This window comes from Marinobacter sp. (assembly GCF_040882185.1).
Classification (GTDB): domain Bacteria; phylum Pseudomonadota; class Gammaproteobacteria; order Pseudomonadales; family Oleiphilaceae; genus Marinobacter.
Genome location: NZ_JBBEBW010000032.1, coordinates 205,012 through 224,042 on the forward strand (window position 1 = coordinate 205,012; position 19,031 = coordinate 224,042).

General features: G+C 56.7%; 22 protein-coding genes. 12 read left to right on the top strand and 10 right to left on the bottom strand.

Annotation, left to right across the window (positions count from 1 at the left end; all coding sequences use genetic code 11):
- Window positions 1-41 precede the first annotated feature (41 nt).
- The 5 genes from WEB64_RS16000 to chrA form a co-directional block, all read right to left on the bottom strand.
- Window positions 42-575 carry a hypothetical protein gene (locus WEB64_RS16000; RefSeq protein ID WP_368060455.1) on the bottom strand — a complete coding sequence of 178 codons (534 nt, stop codon included), beginning with the start codon at window positions 573-575 and terminating at the stop codon, window positions 42-44.
- A gap of 33 nt (window positions 576-608) precedes the next feature.
- Window positions 609-2,867: a galactose oxidase-like domain-containing protein gene (locus tag WEB64_RS16005; protein ID WP_368060453.1), complete on the bottom strand. Its 2,259-nt coding sequence runs from the start codon at window positions 2,865-2,867 to the stop codon at window positions 609-611.
- A gap of 262 nt (window positions 2,868-3,129) precedes the next feature.
- Window positions 3,130-3,558 (bottom strand): peptide-methionine (R)-S-oxide reductase MsrB, encoded by a 429-nt coding sequence (msrB, locus tag WEB64_RS16010; protein WP_368060451.1) that lies wholly within the window; start codon window positions 3,556-3,558, stop codon window positions 3,130-3,132.
- Window positions 3,559-3,573: 15 nt separating this feature from the next.
- The gene (gene msrA, locus WEB64_RS16015; RefSeq protein ID WP_368060449.1) at window positions 3,574-4,218 is read right to left on the bottom strand and encodes a peptide-methionine (S)-S-oxide reductase MsrA; all 645 of its coding nucleotides are present in this window, start codon (window positions 4,216-4,218) and stop codon (window positions 3,574-3,576) included.
- An 84-nt stretch (window positions 4,219-4,302) separates the two neighbouring features.
- On the bottom strand, window positions 4,303-5,481 hold the full coding sequence (gene chrA / locus WEB64_RS16020) for a chromate efflux transporter (RefSeq protein ID WP_368060447.1): 1,179 nt from the start codon (window positions 5,479-5,481) through the stop codon (window positions 4,303-4,305).
- Between the two features lie 117 nt (window positions 5,482-5,598).
- On the opposite strand from chrA, the gene WEB64_RS16025 reads away from it, so the two are divergent.
- Window positions 5,599-6,573, top strand: a complete 975-nt coding sequence (locus WEB64_RS16025; protein WP_368060445.1) for a metallophosphoesterase — start codon at window positions 5,599-5,601, stop codon at window positions 6,571-6,573.
- A gap of 1 nt (window position 6,574) precedes the next feature.
- On the opposite strand, the gene WEB64_RS16030 is transcribed toward WEB64_RS16025, so the two are convergent.
- The 4 genes from WEB64_RS16030 to WEB64_RS16045 all read right to left on the bottom strand — a co-directional run bounded on the left by WEB64_RS16030 (window position 6,575) and on the right by WEB64_RS16045 (window position 10,303).
- Window positions 6,575-7,054, bottom strand: coding sequence for a CDP-archaeol synthase (locus WEB64_RS16030; protein WP_368060443.1), 480 nt, complete (start codon window positions 7,052-7,054; stop codon window positions 6,575-6,577).
- A gap of 35 nt (window positions 7,055-7,089) precedes the next feature.
- Window positions 7,090-8,484: a class II fumarate hydratase gene (locus WEB64_RS16035; protein ID WP_368060441.1), complete on the bottom strand. Its 1,395-nt coding sequence runs from the start codon at window positions 8,482-8,484 to the stop codon at window positions 7,090-7,092.
- 92 nt (window positions 8,485-8,576) lie between these two features.
- Window positions 8,577-8,852, bottom strand: coding sequence for a hypothetical protein (locus WEB64_RS16040; RefSeq protein WP_368060439.1), 276 nt, complete (start codon window positions 8,850-8,852; stop codon window positions 8,577-8,579).
- 74 nt (window positions 8,853-8,926) lie between these two features.
- On the bottom strand, window positions 8,927-10,303 hold the full coding sequence (locus WEB64_RS16045; protein ID WP_368060437.1) for a wax ester/triacylglycerol synthase family O-acyltransferase: 1,377 nt from the start codon (window positions 10,301-10,303) through the stop codon (window positions 8,927-8,929).
- Between the two features lie 332 nt (window positions 10,304-10,635).
- On the opposite strand from WEB64_RS16045, the gene WEB64_RS16050 reads away from it, so the two are divergent.
- Entirely contained in the window at window positions 10,636-11,559 is a 924-nt protein-coding gene (locus WEB64_RS16050) for an alpha/beta fold hydrolase (protein ID WP_368060435.1), read from the top strand.
- 77 nt (window positions 11,560-11,636) lie between these two features.
- Window positions 11,637-12,392, top strand: coding sequence for a hypothetical protein (locus tag WEB64_RS16055; RefSeq protein WP_368060433.1), 756 nt, complete (start codon window positions 11,637-11,639; stop codon window positions 12,390-12,392).
- Window positions 12,393-12,398: 6 nt separating this feature from the next.
- Here the strand turns inward: WEB64_RS16055 and WEB64_RS16060 are convergent, their stop codons facing one another.
- On the bottom strand, window positions 12,399-12,680 hold the full coding sequence (locus WEB64_RS16060) for a polyhydroxyalkanoic acid system family protein (protein WP_368060431.1): 282 nt from the start codon (window positions 12,678-12,680) through the stop codon (window positions 12,399-12,401).
- A 153-nt stretch (window positions 12,681-12,833) separates the two neighbouring features.
- On the opposite strand from WEB64_RS16060, the gene ubiE reads away from it, so the two are divergent.
- The 9 genes from ubiE to WEB64_RS16105 all read left to right on the top strand — a co-directional run bounded on the left by ubiE (window position 12,834) and on the right by WEB64_RS16105 (window position 19,025).
- A complete protein-coding gene (gene ubiE / locus WEB64_RS16065; protein ID WP_368060429.1) occupies window positions 12,834-13,625 on the top strand; it encodes a bifunctional demethylmenaquinone methyltransferase/2-methoxy-6-polyprenyl-1,4-benzoquinol methylase UbiE in 792 nt (263 codons plus the stop codon).
- Window positions 13,625-14,281 carry an SCP2 domain-containing protein gene (locus tag WEB64_RS16070; RefSeq protein ID WP_368060427.1) on the top strand — a complete coding sequence of 219 codons (657 nt, stop codon included), beginning with the start codon at window positions 13,625-13,627 and terminating at the stop codon, window positions 14,279-14,281. The genes ubiE and WEB64_RS16070 overlap by 1 nt, the downstream gene beginning before the upstream one ends.
- A complete protein-coding gene (gene ubiB, locus WEB64_RS16075; RefSeq protein WP_368060425.1) occupies window positions 14,278-15,921 on the top strand; it encodes a ubiquinone biosynthesis regulatory protein kinase UbiB in 1,644 nt (547 codons plus the stop codon). Before WEB64_RS16070 ends, ubiB begins: the two co-directional genes overlap by 4 nt.
- A 37-nt stretch (window positions 15,922-15,958) precedes the next feature.
- Window positions 15,959-16,396, top strand: coding sequence for a phosphoribosyl-AMP cyclohydrolase (gene hisI, locus WEB64_RS16080; RefSeq protein WP_368060423.1), 438 nt, complete (start codon window positions 15,959-15,961; stop codon window positions 16,394-16,396).
- Window positions 16,389-16,721, top strand: coding sequence for a phosphoribosyl-ATP diphosphatase (locus WEB64_RS16085; protein WP_368060421.1), 333 nt, complete (start codon window positions 16,389-16,391; stop codon window positions 16,719-16,721). Before hisI ends, WEB64_RS16085 begins: the two co-directional genes overlap by 8 nt.
- Window positions 16,722-16,805: 84 nt before the next feature.
- Window positions 16,806-17,042: a twin-arginine translocase TatA/TatE family subunit gene (gene tatA, locus WEB64_RS16090; RefSeq protein WP_368060419.1), complete on the top strand. Its 237-nt coding sequence runs from the start codon at window positions 16,806-16,808 to the stop codon at window positions 17,040-17,042.
- An 11-nt stretch (window positions 17,043-17,053) separates the two neighbouring features.
- Window positions 17,054-17,518, top strand: a complete 465-nt coding sequence (tatB, locus tag WEB64_RS16095; RefSeq protein WP_368060417.1) for a Sec-independent protein translocase protein TatB — start codon at window positions 17,054-17,056, stop codon at window positions 17,516-17,518.
- Entirely contained in the window at window positions 17,515-18,309 is a 795-nt protein-coding gene (tatC, locus tag WEB64_RS16100) for a twin-arginine translocase subunit TatC (RefSeq protein WP_368060415.1), read from the top strand. Before tatB ends, tatC begins: the two co-directional genes overlap by 4 nt.
- A complete protein-coding gene (locus tag WEB64_RS16105) occupies window positions 18,306-19,025 on the top strand; it encodes a 16S rRNA (uracil(1498)-N(3))-methyltransferase (RefSeq protein ID WP_368060413.1) in 720 nt (239 codons plus the stop codon). The genes tatC and WEB64_RS16105 overlap by 4 nt, the downstream gene beginning before the upstream one ends.
- Window positions 19,026-19,031 lie beyond the last annotated feature (6 nt).

The following is a 19,031-nucleotide window of genomic DNA, read 5'->3' on the forward strand; positions in this document are numbered from 1 at the left end:
GGCCGTCAGCCAGTGCTTCGGCTGACGGCCGGTGGTTCAGGTTACAGGCTCCGGGGAGAGGTTTTCTGCAAGGGCTGCCAGTAAATCACTCCGCCAATCCGGTCGCTGTTTTCTCCCTCAATCCGAACATTAATGTGCCAGCGCTCCAACTCCTGGGGTTGGCTGCCATGGTGTGGCGCTGACTCAAGGCTGAGCCTTGGGTCCATCCATCCGAAGCTTCGGGTTTCTGACACCCGAAGCCATCCCTCGTCGGGAGCAGCCTTGTTGTCAGTGGACTGCATTACGCGCCAGGTAGCACTGCCGGTATTGGCGAGCACGCCCTCGCTGTCAAACCGGAGAAACGGTTCGCCGTCGAGACCCGACACCACAAGCTCTCGACTACCCTGGTAGCTGACCATGATGCCTTGGGGTACACCGTCCAGCAGAATCACCTGCAGACCAGAGATATCTGGCAATTCTGCAAGTTGCGCCATAATCACTCCGTCCGGGACGTTGTCGATTTCATCTGCGCCATGAGCCAAGGCTCCAGCACTGTACATGACTGCAATATTCAGGGCGGCGAACAGCAAGAGCATCCCTGCTCCCCTGCGATAGACGACGTCCATCGCTTAAAACCCGAACACGCCGAACACACTCTGCACCAGCCCGCCGTCATCGCTTGAGCTTTCGTTGGTGGAGGTATCGGTTGTGTCAGGTTCGGCATTTGCCGTTGCGGTTTCTTCGCCAGCGTCTGTCGTAGTGTCGCTGGCCGCCATTGCCATGCATTCCAGACCGTTATTGATCACAGTAATGGATGCAGAAACGGACGGAACACGACCGATCTCACTGTCTTTACTGACAAACAGCATGTACTTGCCAGCAGGCACCACACTGTGGCGCCCAGGCATTTTCAATGTCAATGTATTACCATTTTGTGCCGCAATCGGCAGCTCGATGGCACGCTGATCACCGTCGATCAGGTGCGTCATCACTGTCCGGCGGATCAGCAATACCTTGTCTACCGACGGATCATCTACCTGAACGGTAAACGTGTCTCCTACCGTCAGTGAGTTCGGCGCGTTCAGGATTTCAGGGCGGTCGTCACGCTCTGCATAGGGCGGGGTGTAGATCTCGAAACTGGGGTCCCGCCCATCATTGGGTGAGAACCCGAAATCCTCGAGATTGATACTGGACAGATAAGCGGTGTTGATCGGCGCATGGCCCCCGATCAGGACACGGCCGTCAGGCATCAGAATCGCCGTGTTATGGTAGGTACGGGGACGCTTCGAAGCCGCCATCTCAGTCCAGATGCCAGTTTGTGGATCGAACCGTTCAGCTGTCTGGATCGGGCTATCCAGACCCGGCCCTACCACCCCGTCGCGGTTACCGCCATTGAAGACCATGACGCTACCATCAGGCATCACAACATTGGTGCCATACCAGCGGGGCTGATTCAGCGGGGCCGTGAGGCGGGATTCATAGCCAACTTCATCGCCGTCAGTGGTAACGGTGTCAATACGGCTCTGGGCGACCGGCAAATATCCACCCGGACTTGTCAGAACCGCATAGCTCGGCACACCACCTGCCGTCAGAATTTCGACGTCGTTGTACTCGCCATTTGCATCGGGCCTGAGGGGCAGCATGGTAGACGAGGTCGACCCGCGCATACCGCCAGCCACTGCCATTTTGAGCTGATCGGCATCGACGTTGAAATCATCGAATGCCGTCAGTAATTCGGTCGGACTGCTGAGCAAATCGCCCACCAGACCACCGACCTGATCAAGCGACAGATTGGTGACGTTCAATGTGCTGGTTAACTGTCCCAGACCCACCTCATCCAGACGCAACGGCAAACCGGCATAGCCGATATCGTTCCAGCGCTGGCTGTCGGGGTTATAGGTCGCGACGATGTTCCATAAAGCCTGGTCATACCCCTGGCCAAACGGGTTGAAGGCCTGGCCGCCCGCGTTATAGAGCACATGGCCATTGGGCAACAGGTGCAGCCGCGGGTACAACGGTAAGGTCCGATCTGCAGTGGACGGATTCTGAGTCCAGACTCCGGCACACGGATCATAGGTCTCAGTCTGGACGACATTACGGCCGCTGTTTAACGGGTCTTCCGGATAGACAGGTTTGAGTAGTTTGGTGACACCGCTGGCGACAAAGATTTTGCTATTGGGCAGCGTCACCATGGAGGGGTACCAACGGCCATAATTCATATCGCCGCTTTGGGTCCAGGTGTTGGTTTTCGGATCAAAGATACGGGAGTTCTTGATGCCCTCCAGCTCCGCCACGCCCAGGGGAAGGCCGTCAATACCCGGTTCTGAATAATAATCGGTGCCACCCACAGCCATCACGCGACCATCTGCCAGACCCACCACGTCCGAGCAAAACAGTGCCCCGTCATTTTTCGCCGTATTGTCTGCAGTATCGATCAAACCATCGAGTTCGGTACCGTTAAGCAAGGTTTCGCTGTCGTTGCCGTCCGGGTTGGCGCCTGCACGAAGAGGGTTCGGTTTGAGCCATTCAGCAGCGTCATTCTCGCCCAACGAAAGTACACGGCTCTGGTCGTTGACCGAAACCTCACCAAACTCTGCAACAATTGACAGCTCGACGTTTTCGGTCCCCTCTAGAGCATTCAGATAAAGAATGCGCCCATCTTCCAGCAATGCCATGGTGCCAGCTGCCGGTTTGCACTCGTCCAGACCTTCGCCGTTTACCACACATTTTTCGTCGGTTTCCACAACCTCACCATCCACTACGATAGTGGGTTCCGAGAACGGATCACTGAACGAGCCTTTCGGCGAGTCAGCGAAGGCCAAGGTGGAAAAGACCGCTACGGGTAGCCCCAGTGCCAGACGTGTGGCTATCGATATTTTTGTTCTCATCACTGTCTCTCCGGTTATCTGAGCCGTTGTTATTGTGGGCCCATGAAAATCGTTGAATGGACTGGCGAATAACTCCGCCACAGGAGGAACGCCCGGCGAACCGAAAAAGATGCAGTCGAGAGGGGTTATTTTCTAAAAATGGCCATCCATGGCTTTGTCGGGCATCCAACCCTCAATGAAACCGTCAGGGATGACGGGCACAACTACAATGCAGACCCCTGCAGTGTGCCGTCGGAACATGACGATCTGATGACACTTCGAATCAGATGTGTGCTGGCCGGAAGTCCAGTGCTACAGAATTGAGGCAATAACGCTGACCAGTCGGTGGTGGCCCGTCAGGAAACACATGGCCAAGATGGCTGTCACACCGGGGGCAACGCACTTCAATGCGGGTCATGCCGAGACTGGTATCCTCGATCGCGTGAATGTGATCGGAATCAAAAGGCTGGAAAAAGCTGGGCCAGCCAGTTCCCGAGTCAAATTTGGCATCAGAGCGAAACAGGGGCAAATCGCACAGGCGACAGTGGTATACGCCGTCTTTTTTATTGTCGAGCAACGTGCCACAGAACGGCCGTTCAGTGCCATGGTCAAGCAACACCGTACGCTCTTCCGGGGTCAGCTTCTCTGCGAGGCGTTCAATTTCCACTGGACTCAGGGATTGAAGGTCATAACCGGATGCAGATGTGCTCATAGAGGCCTCCTCAGGCTATGAATGATCGGAATATTCCGGCTTCAGCCGGTCGGGAAATCCTTTGATGAGTTTATCCAGTTTGGGGGTCGCAACCGCCATCACATAAGGCTGGTAGGGATTCCGGGCGGCAAAGTTCTGGTGATAATCTTCCGCCGGGTAAAACGCCTCCAGGGGCTCCAGAGTAGTGGCTATGGGTACCGGGTAGAGCTCTGCATTGTCGAGTTGCTGGATGTAAGCCCCAGCTACCCGCTTTTGCTCATCGCTCTCATAGAAAATAACGGAACGATACTGGGTGCCGCGGTCATTACCCTGACGGTTAAGCTGAGTCGGGTCATGTGCTACCGAGAAGAACACTTTCAGCAACTCGCCAAAACTGACTTCAGCCGGATGGTAATGTACCTCAATGACTTCCGCGTGGCCGGTTTGGCCTGAACACACGCTGTCATAATTTGCGGTCTCGGCAGCGCCACCGGCATAGCCGGAAACCACCCTGCTGACGCCATTGATTGCCAGGTACACAGCCTCCACACACCAGAAACAGCCACCTCCCAGTACCAGGCGTTGCTCACGTCCTGAATCGGGTTCGGGCAAGTCGATTTCCGGGCCCGGAAACCGGCTCCTCGGGACGGTCATGCCGGGAAGGTCACAGGATGTGCTCATAAATGTCCTCTTAACTTAGTTAATTCACTCCCTCCATTCTGGAAGTTCGATACCGCATTTGCCAGCCCTTATTTGACGGCAAAGCTATAACAGCCATGCTCCCACCACAGCGCAAGCCGGTGCCATTAGCCAAACAGGTACACGCCACAATGCAAGCGCAGTCCATATAACCAACACCAGCGCTAAGGCCTCAGGAGATTTCACTGCCGATATCCAGACCGGATCATAGAGCGCAGACAATAACAGGCCCACTACTCCCGCACTGACCCCGGCCAGAAAATATCGCGCCCCCGGATGCTGCCGAACATACGTCCAGAGCGGCAGACCGGCGAAAACCAGCAGGGTGCCCGGCAGAAAGACCGCCACCACCGCAAGCAGCCCCCCAAAAAAGCCAGCCTCTGCTGTGCCCAGAAAAGCCGAGAAGCTGAACAGGGGGCCCGGCATCGCCTGCACTACGCCGTAGCCCGCCAGAAAGGTATCAGGCGGCATCGCCCCAGAGGCCACAAACGATGATTCAAGCCAGGGCAGAACCACATGACCGCCGCCAAAAACCAGGGCACCTGAGCGATACAGTTCGGCACCAATCCAGGCTAGGCTGCCACTCGCGAACGGCAGGAAAGACGCCGCCAGCAGGAGCAAAAATGCCAACGCAAATGCCAGGGGCCTGCGGCCCTCAAGAGGCATCGACAGTGCCCCTTTGTCAGCACCTATGTCGTTCTTCAAGCCCAGGCCAACAATCCCTGCTGCAATCAGGGCAAGCACCTGCACCCACACCGACCCCACGAGCAAGAGCACCGCTGCAACAGCCAACGCTATGGTCAGGCGCGGGGCATCGGGGCACAGGGTTTTCCCCATCTGCCAGACGGCCTGTGCGACGACGGCCACCACGAACAATTTGAGGCCCTCCACCCATCCGCCGTTGCCAGCTTCCGGCCAGACCGAAAGACCAGCGGCGAATAATCCCATTAAAAACGCCGAGGGTAAGGTGAAGGCCAGCCACGCCAGCGCCGCACCGCGGTAGCCTCGCTGCAGAAACCCCACAGCCAGACCCACCTGGCTGGAGGCGGGGCCCGGCAGCAACTGACACAAGGCTACTATCTCGCCGTAAGCTGCATCCGACAGCCATCGTCTGCGCCGGACAAACTCATCGTGGAAGAACCCGAGGTGCGCCGCTGGACCGCCGAACGAAGTCAAGCCCAGGCGGAGGAAGATCAAAAACAGTTCTGGCAATGTCGGGCGGTCTTCATCTCGAGTGGAGGCCATAACCTTTCCTGAAAATTACAGTTTATGTCGTGATAGTTGCGACTTTCTCAGAGCAAACCATACTAAGGGAGCTACTTTCGACACCTCAATACCAACCGCTAACAACATCAGATCACTATGACGGCACAGGCTCACTCCTCCACAACGAAGGACGAATTGCTGGAATACCGTTTAAGCCTCCGCCTGGGACCGGTGCACGCCCGCCAGCGGCTGCGTATAGAGCAGGAGGCCGAAGCGCTGATATTCGGCCAGGACCACCACTCCTTTCATCTTGAAAACTGGAGTGCCTCCCACCACTGGATAAAAGGCTGCCTCTGGATTTCCGGCATGCTGAAACGCGGCCAGCGTAACAGCCGAAAACTCAAAACTGCCCATAATTCTTTCTGCCTGCCCAACTTGCCGGAGGCGTTTGAAGGGCTTCGCATCCTGCACCTTACCGACCTACATGTCGATATGGATGCAGCCAACCTGCAGGCCGTCATAGACCACATCGACCCGCTGGAGTATGACCTGTGTGTGTTAACGGGAGATTACAGAAAGCAGACCTGGGGGGCCATTGACGACGCCCTCGCAGGCATGAAAAAACTCCGGTCAGCCATCCAGGGGCGCGCTATCGCGGTACTTGGCAATCACGACAGCATTCGCATGCTGCCCGGGCTGGAGGATATGGGCTACCAGATTCTGCTGAATGAGCACGCCTGGTTTGAGCGAGATGGTGACACCCTATACATTGCGGGTGTTGATGATGCCCACTTTTACAAAGCTCATAACCTCCATAAGGCTGGCGACCAGATTCCCCACGGCTCCACCACCATTCTGCTCAGTCACACCCCGGAGATCTGGCGGGAGGCGGGTTATGCTGGGTATGACGTGTTTCTTTGTGGCCATACCCATGGCGGCCAGATCTGCCTGCCCGGAGGCATCCCTGTCACACTGGATTCAGATTGCCCCCGGTCTCTGGGGCGGGGGGCATGGCGGCGCAATGGGATGCAGGGTTACACCTCGCCGGGTTCCGGTACGTCGGTGGTCAATGTACGGCTGAACTGCCCACCGGAGGTAACGCTCCACACGCTCACCCGAGGGCCTGGCTGAATTAATGGGGTTGCTTGCGAATACCGAGGCGATGCATCAGAGGTGACAACACCATATTGGCGATCACGAACAGAATGGTCACCGTCAACAGTACACCCCAGCCAAGGCCCAGCCATAAAGCTGCAAACCCCATGGGAAGCAGGGCTTCCGGAATCTGGTCCAGCCCTGGGACCCGGGCACTGGGGAGCAGCCCGAACCGACGTTTGAGAAAACTACTGAGCAGATCTCCCGTAAGTGCCAGCAAACCGAAGACCGCACCAAACACTAACCCTGCCCCCGCCAGACCACTAACCAGGGCACTGGCAAGCACACCCGAAAGGAGACCCCGCCAGGTTTTATTGGCACCGAACACGCGTCGCCGGTCAAACCAGTTATGGCCGCCATCAATCGGATAATTCCAGCGTTGATGAAGAAATTTACGCGCGATGACCGGGGCGCCGTTGGCAACGATCAATAACACCAACAGTAATAGCGCAAGCATGATCTCTCCCGGTCAGCCCGCCGTGGTGACCGGGCTCAGCCCAGGCCACCCCGTGTCAACTTGAGCGGATCAAGCAGAACTTCCAGTTGCGACCGGCTGAGATCACAACGCTCTTCAGCCACATCAATAATCGGCCGCCCGCTTTTGTAGGCTTCCTTGGCGATGTCCGCAGCCAGGGCATAGCCGATTTCCGGATTAAGCGCAGTCACCAGAACCGGATTTTTTCCCACCACTGCATCGAGATGGGCAGAATTGACTGTAAACCCGGTGATGGCTTTATCCGCAAGCAGGCGGGTAGCGTTGGACAACAGGCTGGTCATATCGATCAGGTTGGCCCCCACCAGTGGCAGCATGACATTAAGCTGGAAATTGCCCGACTGCCCCGCGATAGCCACCGCGCTGTCCAACCCCGAAACCTGGGCAGAAACCATCGCCACCGACTCCGGAATTACCGGGTTAACCTTACCTGGCATGATACTACTGCCCGGTTGCAGGGCCGGCAGGCTGATTTCCGACAGGCCGTGAATCGGGCCGCTATTCATCCAGCGTAAATCATTGGCAATCTTGGTCAACACAATGCCCACACCACGCAACTGGGCCGACATAGCGACTGGCGCATCTACCGCGCTCTGGCCGACAAACTTATGTTCCAGTGAGCGGAAATGGTAACCGGTATTACTCGATAACGCCTCAACAAACCGGCGGGCAAAATTCTCATGGGCGTTCACCCCGGTGCCGACAGCAGTGCCACCCTGGGGCAGCGAAAGCAGCTCTTCGCAGGCATGGTCTATGCGTTTCTCCGCAGCACGCAATTGCTCTCGCCAGGTTCGCAGTTCCTGGCCAAGGGTTACCGGCATGGCATCCATCAGGTGGGTGCGGCCGGTTTTTACCTGCTCTGAAAACAGCGCTTCCCGTTCGTAGAGCATGCCCTGCAGGTGCGTTAGTGCCGGGAGCAACTGTTTATGAACCTGGGTAACCACACTGAGATGAATCGCCGTGGGTATCACGTCATTCGAGCTTTGGCTCATGTTTACGTGGTCATTAGGGTTAATCGCCTGACCCGCCTTTTCCGCCAACCTCGCTATAACTTCGTTGACGTTCATATTAGTGCTGGTGCCGGAGCCAGTCTGATAGCGGTCCACCGGGAACTGATCGCGGTGGGCGCCATCAAGCAGCAGGTCGCAGGCATCGACAATCGCCCCCCGCTGGGGTTCATCCAGCAAACCAAGGGCCTTATTGGCTTCGGCCGCGGCGCGCTTGATCCGGACCACTGCGTCAATGAACGCGGGCGGCATGGGCAATCCGCTGACCGGGAAGTTATCCACGGCCCGCTGAGTCTGAGCGCCCCAGAGTGCTGCTGCAGGCACATGGACATCTCCCAGACTGTCCTGCTCTATTCTGAAATCACTTGTGGCTGTTTCATTGCTCATGGCTGTTTCTCCTGTGCGAAACGACATTCGGCTTACCAACCAATACGCAGCGCAAGACTATACGTCTCTGTACCACAGGTGCCGACTTGGCGTCAGCTATGTTTCAGCCTGACATGGTCACAGACACCGGTGACCTGTTCAAAGTTGATGATCAGCGTATGCACGGTATTGGTGTATGAATCATGCAGGTAGAACTTGAACCGTCGTTGCTTTTCGCCTTGCAGAAAACTGTCGTACTCCTTCACCAGTTCCCGGACATCACCGCCCTGATCCTTCGTCCAGGTTGCGTTGAATGGCCCCAGCACTGCGCCGCCGGCCAGACATACCGTTACTTCATGATTGGTTAAGGCATTTTCCGAATTCAGCATATAGATCCCTCGCGAACAGAAAGGTCGTAGTGACACATTCAGTGTAGACCCGATTGCAGAGAATTAAGCGAGAATCAATAACCGGCATACCCGGGATAATCTTCAAGCGCCCGAAGACAATCTGACAGAAAACCGGCAGGATCAGGCAGCACAGCCTCGTCAGACACTACACCAAACTGGACCTGGCCCGCATAACTGACAATGCTGATACCGAGACCAATCTCGCCAGCCTGGGGCACCCAATACATCTGTTCAGTGATCCGGCAACCTGCCAGATATCGTGGTTCCGGGGTGCCGGGTACGTTTGAGACGACGGCACTGGCTTTGCGACACAGCAATTCTGTGAAAGACTGACGCACGGGTGATGGCAGCAGACCGGCCGTGCTGGTAAGACCCCAGGCGATGCCCGGCTGCCAACTCTTCTTGAGCTTCCGGGTTTCGTGTTTCACTCGGTACAGCCGTTCAAGCGCACTTTCCCCGTCCACTGGCAATGGGACAAACACCGTTCCGAAGTAGTTCCCGAGGGTACCAGGGTCCGGTTCTATACCGTCAGGAAGACTCCCGCGAATATCCACCGGTACAGCGGCGTGAAGCACAGCGTCATCCAGATCGAGATCCGCGGTTTCGAGCTGCTTGCGAACCGCTCCGGACACACAGGCCAACAGCACATCATTGATGGTACAGCCGGTCGCTTTGGCCGCTGAACGAAAACTCGACAATGCCACTGGCGCGCTCCAGCGACAGCTTCTTCGCCCCAGCAACGGCGCCTTCAGAGGCGAATCGGTATCTTCTGGTTCTATCAGAAACTGGCTGAGTTCGTTAACCAGACGTAGACCGGTCATGGCCGCACGCTCAACAGGGTGCCGGACGTCGGGTGCGGTACCCAGGTCCCCGACCGAGCCGGTGTGGCGAGTTTCCACCTCGGTGTTCAGTGAGCGCAGCCAGGCCTGGGCTGCCCGGCCCCAACGCCCAGAATCCGGTCGCTCGGTAGCACCGTAAAACACCGGCGCCTGTTGTGGCGAGCGGGTGCATATCCGCTCAAATACGCCCATCAGGGCCACACCATCGCCGTAACAATGGTGAATGCGCAGTAACAATGCTGACCCGCCTTCGGCATTGGGCAACAGCCAGAACTTCCAGCGCGGACGATAATCAGGCAACGGTTGGTTCAGGCGCGCCGACACCCACGCCTGTAGCTGAGCCTCGTCAAAAGCGTCAGGTACCGTTTCGATATGGTGATGCAGTGCAAAAGTCGGGTCGGGTTCCCACCACCAACCCGGCACACGCTGCACCGGCATGAACCGGAATCGCTCCCAGGCCATCCAGTAGATTCTGAGAAAGTCGGTCAGCCGCTCAGTGGTCAGCGCCTCTACCCGCATCAGCACCGTGATGGTCATCGGGTTGTTGGGTCGCTCCAGCGCCAACCAGGCCGAATCTACGGGTAAGAGCAAATAGGATTCCTCGTGACTCAAGGCCTGACTACTCCGGCTGATAGAGAAGAGAGTGAAAAGCGACCCAGCATTGTGCCAGACAAGCACTGATGGCTCCACACGGCTCGAAAAACAAAAAATTACACACGTGTGAGGTTCAGCGCTTATACTCAAAAAGAATGAGATTACGCATTATTTAACATTTGTCGGAACACGATTGCGGTGGGTTGCCATAATCAACGTTGCCACGGCCAACTCATATAACTGTCGAAAAACGATACGAAGGACGGTACTGAACGAATAAACAAGAATCAGGGCTACGCAGAACGCAGGTAGCCTTTGGGAGAGCGCTCATGAAAGCAAGCCATGTTCGAAAGTTGAGCAAGCCGATCGACAGTACTTATTCGGAGATGTTTTCCGGCCGGGTCTACCGGGTCGGAAGAGGCGCGGTATCGGTGCGTAACCACAGCGGAAAGGCCGAGCAAACCGTCATCGGTGTTCATGGGTTTCTGGAAAACCACTGCTATTTCACTCAGGCTTACGAATCTCCTAACACGGAGCTGGTGCTTCTGACCTGCAGCAATTATCACATTCCGGTCAACGGCGTGAACCTTGAAGCCCCGGAATGGGAAGTGCCAATCAAGTATCTCGAAGCCACCATAGAATATGACGCCTGCATACTGAACCTGGCACTGGCGAACCTTCCCAGTACCGACAACATCCGGGTACACGGGCACTCCCGGGGTGGCGCAGTGATTCTGGAAGCGGTCGCCCAACGCCCGGAGCTGTTCGAGAACGTCGAAATTGTGCTGGAAGCACCCGTGTTACCCAAAGCCAGGTTGCATGCACTGGTCACAACGCTACTTGAGCCCGTCAGCCACGGCATGTGGCCATGGCTGATCCGCCTGATTAACAGTGCCCCCTCCTCAGCCTATGGCCAAACCTTTTTTGGCAAGATGAACCCCCGCAAAAAACAATTGCTGGCCAAGATGTTTTCCGCCACCCAAGACCATCTCACGATTGTTCGTAATCTTGAAAACCTGATGGCCTGGATGGAGCGTACTGATACGTCGGTGTTCGAGAATGTCCGTCACGGCACCTTTCTGATTCCCCAGATTGATCGTATTCTTGATCGAACTGCAATGCTGGCCAGCGCCCGCAAGAGCCCCACCACTATGCGAATTATCGAAACGCAAGCCCCCAGCCACTTTATTACACTCGATAGCAAAGAGTGGATCCCCGGCTTCGAACATCTGCAGGCCGCCGCTCAGGGCTAACCCCGGGCTGCCATCGCGGCTCAGGCTCCGGTAAACTGTCAGGCTTCATCGACACGATCCGCGGAGGCCCACCTGGCATGTTTCGTAAACGCCTGGTTGCGACACCTGTAAACAGCGAGAGCGCCAGAGAACTCCAGTCCCGACTGCTTGCCTATCATGATTTTCGTTACTGGAAGGCTACCCAACCGCTGGCGGAATATCAGCCTGCACTCGCCTTATGGCAAAGCGAGCGGCTCAAAACGACCCATGCCGACCTTTATCGTCACCCGTCCTACCATCACGGCCTGGCCTTTCTGCTCAGCGATTTGTATACACCGGTTGCAGACAACCGCCGGGACGACGACATCGACAGGGTATTCCCCAAGATGGTCAAGTGGCTGCCCGACTCGTTGCTGGACACATTTGCAGGCATGGTTGAGCTCAACCATCTCACCCAGCAACTCGACCTTAGCTTGCTGGAGCAGCTCATCGAAAACCGTGCTGACCTCGACAATCTTCAACCGGAATCATACTGCGCGGCCTTTCGTGCCGTAGGGAATGTCGATTCCAGAGAGCGTCAGATCAGTCTGATTGCACAGGTTGGCAGCCAGTTGAACCGCTATGTCAAAAGTCGAAGCGTGGGTTGGTTACTCGGTATGAGCCGGGGCCCCGCCGACATGGCGGGGCTGGAAGATTTGCACGCATTCCTGCACCGGGGCTACAGCGCGTTTCAGGCGATGGATCGCGTCGATGTGCTGATCAACGAAGTGGTAGCCCGGGAGCGCCAAGTGGTGGCACAGATCCTGGCAGGGGACCAAGAACCTTTCAGTGTCTCCGGGCGTCAGCGCCTCTGAGATGGCCTAAGCTCGACCAACGAGCTGATCCAGTTGACTGTTGATTTCCTGCTCGATGCGGGCCTTGAAGGGGCGCAACATAAGGCCGAGCTCAAGATGCACATGAATGGTGTCCGGGCTCAAATCCATATGGCCTTTGACGCCACTGCGTTTGAAACGGAGTAAATCACCTTCCCATGTGTAATCCACATCAAACTGTTCAGACAGGTCCCTGGCCAGGGTTTCGGCGGCGTCACGAGCATGGGACTCATCAAGCGTATGGTTGCGGCGAACATCAATGGTAGACATATTGGGCATTCCCGGTCAGTAAAGTTCACGACAGTTTAAGAAAATGATGGCCAAGCGCAAATATAAAACCAAACCCCTTGATTTGGGGAATGTGCTTGTAGCCAGCCCCGTGACCGTTAGAATACAGGGTTCAGACTCAATCAGGATCACCACATGACCCAACAACACACGCCCAGCCCGACCCCGGGCGAGCAGCCGCCCCGGGACGATACCACGCACTTCGGTTTTCGCTCTGTTGCCAAGGACCAGAAGGCTGGCCAGGTGGCAGACGTGTTCCATTCCGTGGCAGGTAAGTACGACCTGATGAACGACCTGATGTCCATGGGCATCCACCGGCTCTGGAAACGTTTCACTATTGAGCTCAGCGGCGTCCGCCCCGGCCACCGGGTACTCGACATCGCCGGCGGTACCGGTGACCTGACCATGAAGTTTTCGGATCTGGTCGGCTCCGGGGGCCAGGTTGTACTCGCCGACATTAACGCATCAATGCTTCAGGTAGGTCGTGGGCGTCTGATGGACCGGGGTTACGCCGGCAATATCGAATACGTGCAAGCCGATGCCGAACATCTGCCCTTCCCGGAGAACAGCTTCAATGCGGTCAGCATCGCGTTCGGCCTCCGGAATGTGACGGACAAGGATCAGGCCCTGAGGGATATGACCCGGGTATTGAAGCCCGGTGGCAAACTGATGGTGCTGGAGTTTTCAAAACCCACCAATCCATTGCTGAGCAAGGCCTACGATCTTTACTCGTTTAACGCCTTGCCACTGATGGGTCAGTTGATTGCGGGTGATTCCGCCAGTTATCAGTACCTGGCGGAATCTATCCGCATGCACCCGGATCAGGACACCCTTAAAAACATGATGGAAGCCGCTGGCCTGGTCAACTGCAAGTACTACAACATGACAGGCGGCGTCGTGGCATTGCACGTGGGAATCAAGCCCTGATGTATCCTGGGCCAACCCTGCAGGCAGCGCTGACCCGGATTATCGAAGGAGCCATTAATACGGCGCTCGATTTGGACCCGGCCGGGCGCGCGACTATGCTTGAGGTTCTGGCCCAACCGGTTCAGTTCTCGGTTACTGAACCCGCGCCACTGACACTGACCCTCAGCGCGGTCGGTCAACAGGTCCGCGTTGGCAGTAGCGCTGTCGGCGAACCTGCGCTGCACCTGTCGGGCCAGCCGCTGGCCTTTGTCGCCCTGGCTCTGGGGGACAACAGTGTATTTGCCAGCGGGCGACTGACGGTAGCAGGCGATACCGCGACAGCGCATCAGTTCCAGCGTGCCCTTGACCAACTCGATCCTGACTGGGAAGGTGCGCTCGCCCGACACATAGGAGATATCCCGGCTCACTTTATCGGCCAGCGTCTGCGCGGAGCGATACGATGGAGCAAATCGGCATCTTCGGTACTCAACGCCAACGTGGAAGAATATATCCACGAAGAAAGCCGGAGCCTGCCTGGGCGACGTGAGCTGGAGGCCACTTTCGGGGATATTGACCAGTTGAGCCTGCAGGTCGAACGTCTTGAAGCGCGCATTGAACAGCTCAGCCAAAAGGCCGGCTCACCCGACCCCGCCGATTCATCACCGGAGCACTCGTGACTCGCCTGCAACGCCTCTTTCGAATTGCCTGGGTATTCTGCAAATACCGGCTCGATACTTTTTTACCGATGGCGGAGCTGCCTGCGGTGCTGAAAGTGCTTTTCCTGCTGGCGCCGTGGCATCTGTTTGTGCAACCGAAACTGGACCGTGGCGACAGGTTGCGTCTGGCTCTCCAGGAACTGGGGCCGATTTTCGTCAAATTCGGCCAGATACTGTCAACCCGACGCGACCTACTACCCGACGATATGGCGCTCTCTCTGCAACAGCTCCAGGACCGCGTACCACCCTTTCCGGGCGAGCAGGCCCAGGCAATTATCGAGCGCGCTCTGGGGGCGTCTGTCGAGGAATTGTTTGCAGAATTTGACCCGGCACCGATGGCGTCGGCCTCAGTCGCACAGGTCCATGCCGCCACGCTAAAAGACGGTCGCAGGGTGGTCGTCAAGGTCATCCGCCCTGCCATCGAGCGCACCATCCGTCAGGACATCGCGCTGATGTATTTCATGGCGAACGGGCTTGAACGGTACTGGTCAGAAGGTCCCAGGCTGCGGCCAATGGATGTGGTGCGGGACTACGAAACCACCATCTACGATGAGCTCGACCTGCAAAGGGAGGCCGCCAACGCCAGCCAGCTGAGGCGAAATTTCGAAGGCTCATCCCTGATCTATATCCCGTCCATCGACTGGGACTATACCCGCAAGTCGGTGCTGGTCATGGAGCGCATCCAGGGCATTCCGGTGGCCGATGTTGATGCCCTAAATGCTGCCGGCGTCAATATGAAAGTACTGGCAGAGAAAGGCGTAGAGATTTTTTTCACCCAGGTTTTCAGGGACAGCTTTTTTCACGCCGATATGCACCCCGGCAATATCTTTGTGGATGCCACCTACCCCAATGATCCCAGATATATAGCCATTGATTTCGGAATCGTGGGCACTCTGGCACCGGATGACCAGAGCTATCTTGCTCGCAACCTGCTTGCTTTCTTCAAACGCGATTATCGCCAGGTGGCGCAACTGCACATCCAATCTGGATGGGTGCCCCCGGAAACCCGGGTGAACGAATTTGAAGCCGCAATACGCACCGTCTGTGAGCCTATTTTCGAGCGTCCGCTGAAGGATATTTCCTTCGGCCAGTTTCTACTGCGTCTGTTCCAGACCGCCCGCCGCTTCGAAATGGAAGTCCAGCCCCAGTTGGTACTGTTGCAGAAAACCCTGCTCAACGTGGAAGGACTGGGGCGCCAACTGTATCCAGACCTTGATCTCTGGAGCACGGCCCAGCCATTCCTTGAGAACTGGATGCGCAAGCGCATTGGACCTTCCGGCCTGATACAATCGTTGCAGTCACATCTGCCTGCTTGGCTGGAACAGTCGCCGGAAATGCCGCAACTGGTGCACGATGCATTGGTTCAGATACGCAGCGCGCAGCCCTCTGGTGTGCCCAGCGAGGCCGTGCTGACCCAGCTTCGGGACCAGCAGAACCGGGTCAACAAGCGCTGGCGGTACACCGCGCTGGCAGCCGTACTCGTTTGTGTTGCCTGGCTGACGACTCAGGATGACATATGGACACTGGCCCGGGAATTGCCTGCCCAAGGCTGGCTGATGCTGGGAGCAGCGGCCGTTCTGGTTTTCCGGGGCACGCGCTGAACATTTTTAACTGGTAAAAGGCTCAGGATTCACAGAAATGCAAGATTCATCACCTACTGTTGAACCCCTCGACTGGCTCGACGCCGTTCGCTGGAACAATGACGACCTTGTCCCTGCCATCGCCCAGGATGCCACTACCGGTGACATCCTGATGATGGCCTGGATGAACCGCGAGTCCCTGGCGCTGACGGCAGCCGAGGGCCAGGCGGTGTATTGGTCACGGTCAAGGGGCAAACTCTGGCGCAAGGGCGAGTCATCCGGTCACGGCCAGACAATCGTCGAAATCCGGCTGGATTGCGACGAAGATGTCGTGTTGCTGAAAGTAGAACAGGCGGGCGGCATTGCCTGCCACACCGGACGCAAGAGTTGTTTCTATCGCCGCCTTGAGGATGGAACCTGGGTCAGTGTTGACCCGGTGCTGCGGGATCCGGATGAAATTTATGGCGCCAACCATGGAGGCGGCCACCATGAGTGACGTACTGGAAAGATTGGCCCAGGTGCTGGAGGCTCGTAAGGAAGCGGACCCGGACAGCTCTTATGTCGCCAGCCTGCATGCGAAGGGTCTGAACAAGATTCTTGAGAAGGTGGGCGAAGAATGCATCGAGACGGTCATTGCCGCAAAAGATGTACAGCAGTCGGGGGAGACAGACGATGTCGTCTATGAAACCGCCGACCTCTGGTTCCATAGCCTGGTGATGCTGTCGCATCTTGGCCTCGGACCTGACGATGTACTGAAGGAACTCTCCCGTCGCTTCGATTTATCGGGGCACGACGAGAAAGCAGCACGAGAAAACACCTAACGTCACTGGCACAGATTTTCGGTTCCGGGCTACAGTGGCGTACAATCAAACTGACACTATGTTCTTGTTGATGAGGACCCGTTTATGGGCATCAGTATCTGGCAACTGTTAATCGTACTTGGCATTGTAATTCTGCTGTTCGGAACCAAGAAACTCCGCAACATTGGTACAGACCTGGGTGGCGCTATTCGTGGATTCAAAAAATCCATGGGTGATGATGACACCACCAAGGACGATGCCAACGCCAACATCGAGAGCAAGTCCGACGCACAGGTTTACGAAGCTACGGCCGAAAAGACCGAAGACAAGCCTCGCACCTGAGTACGGCCTGAATGTTCGATATCGGCTTTCTCGAACTCCTGATATGCGGCGTTATAGCGCTGCTGGTTCTCGGCCCCGAACGGCTGCCCACAGCAGCCCGCGCGGCGGGCCGGTGGATTGGCAAAACCCGCCGCATGGTGGGTCAGTTCACTTCGGAACTGGATCGTCAGCTCAAGGCCGACGAGCTTAAGGAGGAACTGCGTAAAGCGGGCGATATTGGCCTGGATGACGTCCAGAAGAATGTTCGCGGCGCTCTGGACGAAGCCAAAAAGTACGAACACATGATTCTGCCCGACGACAAGACAAAACCGCCCCGACCCGCGCCAGCGATACGGCGGCAGGCTTCGCCCCAGGCCACAGCGACTAGTGAGGCCTCTGCCACTGATGCCGCTACAGCATCGCCGGCCAGGACTGAAATGCCGATTGAGACACCATCCACGCCCCCCCAGGATAAACCGCCGGATAACCATTCATGACCGCTATACCCCCCGACCATAAAACGTCGGAGTCGACACCGGAAGAACATCAGGAGATGTCGCTGGTCGAGCACCTGCTTGAACTGAGAAACCGACTGCTCAAGATTGTGCTTGCAGTAGTGATCTGTTTTGCCGTCGTCTACCCGTTCGCAAACGAGCTCTACCTCTGGATGTCACAACCCCTACGGGATTTGTTGCCGGAAGGGCAGATGATGATCGCCACCGATGTCACCTCGCCATTCTTCGCGCCCCTGAAGCTGGCACTGGTGGTGGCAGTGTTCGCAGCGATTCCCTATATCCTGTACCAGATCTGGAGCTTTATTGCCCCCGGTCTCTACAAACATGAAAAAAAGCTGGCCTTCCCGCTATTGGCCACGTCGGTGGTACTGTTCTATTTGGGTGCCGCGTTTGCCTATTATGTTGTTTTCCCGCTGGTGTTCGGCTTCTTCACCGCCATCGGCCCCGAAGGGATTGTCGAGCTACCGGATATCAACAGTTATCTGAATTTCGTGCTGAAGATGTTCTTCGCTTTCGGGGTCGCTTTTGAAATACCCATCGCGACAATATTGCTGATTCTCTCCGGCGCCACCACTGCCAGCGATCTCGCAGCCAAGCGGCCCTACGTGGTGGTTGGATGTTTTGTCATCGGCATGGTGCTGACACCGCCGGATATCATTTCCCAGACCTTGCTGGCGGTACCTATGTGGATTCTGTTCGAGCTGGGCATTCTGTTTGGCCGTTTTGTCCAGCGCCGGGCACCTGCAGAAGATGCTGAAATGGCTGGCGAATGAATCTGGCGTTGCTGTTTGAAGACGACTTCACCGGGCCTGATCAGGTTCGCCTGACGGGACGCAGACGGGACCACCTGGCGACCATCATCAAGGCCAGTGAAGGGGATTCCATCCCGGTGGGGAGGGCCAATGGACTGATAGGCGCCGGCAAGGTACTTCATCAGACAGAGGATTACATCGATCTCCAGGTCGCGTTCAGCCAGCGACCTCCTATTGCATTACCGCTCACTCTAATAATGGCCATGCCCCGCCCGAAAATGTTTCGTCGGGTACTTCAGACCTGTGCCACGCTCGGGGTAAAGGAGATCTGGCTGATCAACGCTTACAAAGTGGAGAAAAGTTTCTGGCAGACCCCTCTGCTGACAGGTGCCAGCATTCGTGAACACCTGACCCTTGGTCTTGAACAGGCTCGCGATACCGTGATGCCAGAAGTGCATGTCCGCAAACTGTTCAAGCCCTTTGTCGAGGACGAGTTGCCCGCTTTACTGGCGGGCCGAAAAGCCCTGGTGGCGCATCCTGGCACTTCGACTCCCTGCCCCACGCATTTACGGGAACCCACCGCTCTGTGTATCGGCCCGGAAGGTGGTTTCATACCCTATGAGGTGGATAAGCTGGTCTCTGCCGGTTGCGAAGCAGTGCATCTGGGCGCTCGTATTCTGAGAGTAGAGACTGCGGTGCCGGTATTGGTAACTCGCCTGTTTGATCCCTGCCTATAGGTCTTC

What these genes read in the sequence shown, in the direction of transcription:
- WEB64_RS16000 (WP_368060455.1), bottom strand. Translation starts at nt 575, where the DNA reads ATGCTCTTGCTGTTCGCCGCCCTGAATATTGCAGTCATGTACAGTGCT.
- WEB64_RS16005 (WP_368060453.1), bottom strand. Translation starts at nt 2,867, where the DNA reads ATGAGAACAAAAATATCGATAGCCACACGTCTGGCACTGGGGCTACCC.
- msrB (WP_368060451.1), bottom strand. Translation starts at nt 3,558, where the DNA reads ATGAGCACATCTGCATCCGGTTATGACCTTCAATCCCTGAGTCCAGTG.
- msrA (WP_368060449.1), bottom strand. Translation starts at nt 4,218, where the DNA reads ATGAGCACATCCTGTGACCTTCCCGGCATGACCGTCCCGAGGAGCCGG.
- chrA (WP_368060447.1), bottom strand. Translation starts at nt 5,481, where the DNA reads ATGGCCTCCACTCGAGATGAAGACCGCCCGACATTGCCAGAACTGTTT.
- WEB64_RS16025 (WP_368060445.1), top strand. Translation starts at nt 5,599, where the DNA reads ATGACGGCACAGGCTCACTCCTCCACAACGAAGGACGAATTGCTGGAA.
- WEB64_RS16030 (WP_368060443.1), bottom strand. Translation starts at nt 7,054, where the DNA reads ATGCTTGCGCTATTACTGTTGGTGTTATTGATCGTTGCCAACGGCGCC.
- WEB64_RS16035 (WP_368060441.1), bottom strand. Translation starts at nt 8,484, where the DNA reads ATGAGCAATGAAACAGCCACAAGTGATTTCAGAATAGAGCAGGACAGT.
- WEB64_RS16040 (WP_368060439.1), bottom strand. Translation starts at nt 8,852, where the DNA reads ATGCTGAATTCGGAAAATGCCTTAACCAATCATGAAGTAACGGTATGT.
- WEB64_RS16050 (WP_368060435.1), top strand. Translation starts at nt 10,636, where the DNA reads ATGAAAGCAAGCCATGTTCGAAAGTTGAGCAAGCCGATCGACAGTACT.
- WEB64_RS16055 (WP_368060433.1), top strand. Translation starts at nt 11,637, where the DNA reads ATGTTTCGTAAACGCCTGGTTGCGACACCTGTAAACAGCGAGAGCGCC.
- WEB64_RS16060 (WP_368060431.1), bottom strand. Translation starts at nt 12,680, where the DNA reads ATGTCTACCATTGATGTTCGCCGCAACCATACGCTTGATGAGTCCCAT.
- ubiE (WP_368060429.1), top strand. Translation starts at nt 12,834, where the DNA reads ATGACCCAACAACACACGCCCAGCCCGACCCCGGGCGAGCAGCCGCCC.
- WEB64_RS16070 (WP_368060427.1), top strand. Translation starts at nt 13,625, where the DNA reads ATGTATCCTGGGCCAACCCTGCAGGCAGCGCTGACCCGGATTATCGAA.
- hisI (WP_368060423.1), top strand. Translation starts at nt 15,959, where the DNA reads ATGCAAGATTCATCACCTACTGTTGAACCCCTCGACTGGCTCGACGCC.
- WEB64_RS16085 (WP_368060421.1), top strand. Translation starts at nt 16,389, where the DNA reads ATGAGTGACGTACTGGAAAGATTGGCCCAGGTGCTGGAGGCTCGTAAG.
- tatA (WP_368060419.1), top strand. Translation starts at nt 16,806, where the DNA reads ATGGGCATCAGTATCTGGCAACTGTTAATCGTACTTGGCATTGTAATT.
- tatB (WP_368060417.1), top strand. Translation starts at nt 17,054, where the DNA reads ATGTTCGATATCGGCTTTCTCGAACTCCTGATATGCGGCGTTATAGCG.
- tatC (WP_368060415.1), top strand. Translation starts at nt 17,515, where the DNA reads ATGACCGCTATACCCCCCGACCATAAAACGTCGGAGTCGACACCGGAA.
- WEB64_RS16105 (WP_368060413.1), top strand. Translation starts at nt 18,306, where the DNA reads ATGAATCTGGCGTTGCTGTTTGAAGACGACTTCACCGGGCCTGATCAG.